Here is a 1022-nt window from a genome sequence, read left to right on the forward strand (position 1 = left end):
TTTATCTGCTAATACCCTTATATCTTCCTTGCGCAATGCTTTTTGTGCGAGTTTTGTCATTGACGCAAGCTGGCCTCTATCTGGCACGTTGGTCACCTCATGCGCCACTATAAGGTGGTGCTTGGTATCAACCGCACTTTGCACGTTATAACTCACAACTCTTGTAAAACCTTGAGTTTTCATTAAACGTGAATCAGGATCAGTAGTGGATATTTGCTTGTCAGGATGAGCTTCAACTTGTTCTTTAATCTCGTGTAGTTTTTTTAACTGGCTGCGAAAGTCAGCTAGCCTATCTTTTGTGGCTTTAATTTTTGTGACGTTAGCTTGCTCTTTATCGGCTTCATCAAGTAATTCAAGGTAACGTTCAATGTTCTTTTCGACTCGGTCGATGTGGAATTTAACTTTGCTTGGCGTAAAATTATTGCCTTTGTTGTTGCTAGCTTTAAACTTACTACCATCGATGGCAACAACTGGTTTCTCAAACATATTCAGACGACGGCAGACTTCAACAAACGTTTTGCACACATTTTTTATACCATCTCCGTTGTCTTTTCTAAAATCAGCAATCGTTTTAAAGTCGGGTGCCAATTTACCAAGTAGCCACATCAGTTCAATATTGCGTTGGCATTCGGTTTCTAATCGGCGGGATGATTGAATACGGTTGAGGTAACCATAAAGATACAGTTTTAATAATGTGGCTGGATGATACTTAGGGCGGCCTGTGGACTTTAAAGTTAATCCTTTAAACCCCAATTCAGCTAGATTTAGTTCCTCAATGAAAACATCAATCACTCTGACCGTATTATCTTCACTGACGTAATCTTCCAACGATTCTGGAAATAACGTTGATTGGTCACGACTTTCACCGCTTATAAACTTTGACATACTGCCTCAACCCTCAACTGAATCAATAGTCTAATTATATAAATATCAGTATATTAAGTGAACTAAATGTATAGATTAATAGATCATAAGCAGAACATACTTAGACCAAAAGGTGATCAGAGTTTTCACACAGTCTG

1 protein-coding gene is annotated in these 1022 nt (G+C 38.6%); it reads right to left on the reverse strand.

Going from position 1 to position 1022, the window contains the following annotated elements:
* On the reverse strand, positions 1-885 hold an 885-nt coding region (locus tag L641_RS0107360; protein ID WP_024601564.1), incomplete at its 3' end, for a transposase.
* Between the last annotated feature and the right edge of the window lie 137 nt (positions 886-1022).

Source organism: Pseudoalteromonas sp. TB41 (assembly GCF_000497975.1).
Lineage (GTDB): Bacteria > Pseudomonadota > Gammaproteobacteria > Enterobacterales > Alteromonadaceae > Pseudoalteromonas > Pseudoalteromonas tetraodonis.